This window comes from Rhizobium sp. 01T444, assembly GCF_056398305.1.
This window is the reverse complement of the sequence record NZ_JBFTPD010000330.1, coordinates 1-566: the sequence shown is the minus strand read 5'-3', so window position 1 is coordinate 566 and position 566 is coordinate 1. Positions and strand designations below refer to the sequence as shown.

The 566-nt window shown below is 60.9% G+C and carries 1 protein-coding gene; it reads left to right on the top strand.

Annotation, left to right across the window (positions count from 1 at the left end):
• The coding region (locus tag AC1DTN_RS38750) for a 2Fe-2S iron-sulfur cluster-binding protein (protein ID WP_477925529.1) at positions 1 to 471 on the top strand (471 nt) is incomplete at its 5' end.
• Positions 472 to 566 lie beyond the last annotated feature (95 nt).

Sequence of the window (566 nt, the reverse complement as noted above, 5' to 3'; positions counted from 1 at the left end):
CACTATTGGAGCGAAGAGTCCGACGGCGAGAAGTTGGACCTCGTGCAACTTCTGCAGTCTCCCGTGGCAGACGCGCACTTGTACGTCTGCGGCCCGCGCGGCTTTATGGACGCAGTCATTCGGACTGCCAAGGACCAGGGCTGGCCCGATGCGTGCATTCATCACGAGTTCTTCGCCGGCGAGGTCGTGGCGCTGGAGTCGGATGAAACCTTCGTCGTGCAGCTTGCCAGCTCTGGCAAGACGATTCGGATTAGCCCGGAGAAGACAGTTGTTGAAGCACTCGCCGAGGCGGGCATAGAGTTGCCGACCTCTTGTGAGCAGGGCATTTGCGGTACKTGCGTAACAGGTGTCATTAGAGGCGAGCCCGACCACCGCGACATGTTCCTCACACCTGAGGAGCAGGCGCGCAACGACAAGTTCCTGCCTTGCTGCTCACGGTCGAAATCCAGCGTCCTCGTTCTGGACCTCTGACGAGCCGACAAAGCGACCTCATTGGGGAGCTGTCGCGGACGACCGCTTATGGCCGACTGTAGCCTGCTGCCGCCTTCGCAGCCTCGGGGCCTTAT